This window comes from Polaribacter sp. (assembly GCF_965656025.1).
Lineage (GTDB): Bacteria > Bacteroidota > Bacteroidia > Flavobacteriales > Flavobacteriaceae > Polaribacter.
In genome coordinates this window covers 6,141-7,807 of record NZ_CBFHJT010000068.1, presented here as the reverse complement: position 1 = coordinate 7,807, position 1,667 = coordinate 6,141, and the positions used below count along the sequence as shown (strand labels likewise).

Sequence of the window (1,667 nt, the reverse complement as noted above, 5' to 3'; positions counted from 1 at the left end):
CTCTAACATCGCTAAAAAAATTATAGATGATATTTTAGAGTTTGGGGCTGTACAAGAAGCAATTTTAGGGATTAATATAAATAATCAAGAAAAAGATATTGATGGAGTTAAAATTGAATCTGTTGCAGAAGATGGTGGAGCAGAAAATGCTGGTTTACAATCAGGTGACATTATTACTCAGGTAAACAACGTTAAAATTTCTAAATATTCTGAATTAAGAGGTCAGTTAACAGCAAAAAGACCAGGAGAATCTGTAAATATTACAGTAAATAGAGATGGAGCCTTTATAACAAAAAATGTAAAATTAAGTAAAAAAGACACTTTTGTCTCTAGTGCATTTGGAATTATTTTAAAAGATTTATCTAAGAAAGATTTAAAGAAATATGATATCTCTAAAGGTGTAAAAATTTATAAAAATGCCAACAAATATTTGGATTATTATGGAGTTAAAGAAGGTTTTATCATCACCAAAATAAATAAAAAAGAGGTTTCGAATGCCTCAGAAGCTTCTAAAATATTAGATTATACTTCTAGTAGAAACGAACCCGTTTATTTAGAAGTTATCAATTTAAAAGGAGAAAGAGAGCGTTACGCAATTAGATAATTAATAAAAAACACAAACACTAAAATCCAGATTTTACAATCTGGATTTTTTTTATTTTAAAAATTTTTACGAAATCGATTTCGTATTGTAAAAAAAAGAAATACTTTTGCCGAAAATTTTAAATAATAGTTACAAAACAATGTCGACAATTATAGATTATAACAAAGAAGTTTTATCGCAAGCGCAAACAAGAAGAGCTACTGTACAATTTATCAATATTGTAAACGATTTATGGTACGATAAAGCCATAGAATTGGTAATGTTTAGAAATACTTTGGTTGATAAAAGAGCCAGCGAAGTTTTAAACTTAATAGATTATACAAGAGAGTTTGTAAGCAAACCAATTACAATTATAGATGCTTTAGAAATTGCAAAAGCCATTCAGCAAATAGATTTGCCATCATCAAAATTAGATATTGGTAAACTAGCTTACGAATGTTATTTAAATGCGAAACTATGTGCAGATAAAGTTGCCTTTGTAAAAAAACAATTAAAAAACATAAAAGAAGCAAAAAATATAGAGCCAAAAGATGTGGTTTTATATGGTTTTGGTAGAATTGGGCGTTTGCTGGCAAGAGAACTAATGACTAAAATGGGCAAAGGTTCTCAACTACGTTTAAGAGCTATAGTAACTCGAGGAGAGATTAATGAAACAGTTTTAGAAAAAAGGGCCTCTTTATTAAAAATAGATTCTGTTCATGGAGATTTTTTGGGCACAGTAAGTACAGATGTAGAAAATAATGCATTGATAATTAACGGAACGACAGTTCATCTAATTTCTGCAAATAAACCAGAAGATATAGATTACACAAAATATGGTATCAACAAAGCATTAATTATAGACAATACTGGGGCTTTTAGAGATAAAGAAGCTCTAGAAAGACACTTAAAAGCAAAAGGAGCAAGCAAAGTATTATTAACTGCTCCAGGTAAAGGTGTACCAAACATCGTACATGGTGTAAACCATCAACAGTACAATCCAGACAACGTAGCTATTTTTTCTGCAGCATCATGTACAACCAATGCTATATCACCTATATTAAAAGTGATAGAAGATAATTAC

At 29.4% G+C, this 1,667-nt stretch carries 2 protein-coding genes; both read left to right on the top strand.

All coding sequences use genetic code 11. The annotated features are described in order from the left end of the window. A partial coding sequence (locus tag ACTG3S_RS11880) for a S1C family serine protease (RefSeq protein ID WP_439129565.1) occupies positions 1-604 on the top strand: 604 nt, incomplete at its 5' end. A 139-nt stretch (positions 605-743) separates the two neighbouring features. After that, positions 744-1,667, top strand: a 924-nt coding sequence (locus ACTG3S_RS11875; RefSeq protein ID WP_439129564.1) for a glyceraldehyde 3-phosphate dehydrogenase NAD-binding domain-containing protein, incomplete at its 3' end; no start/stop codon positions are given.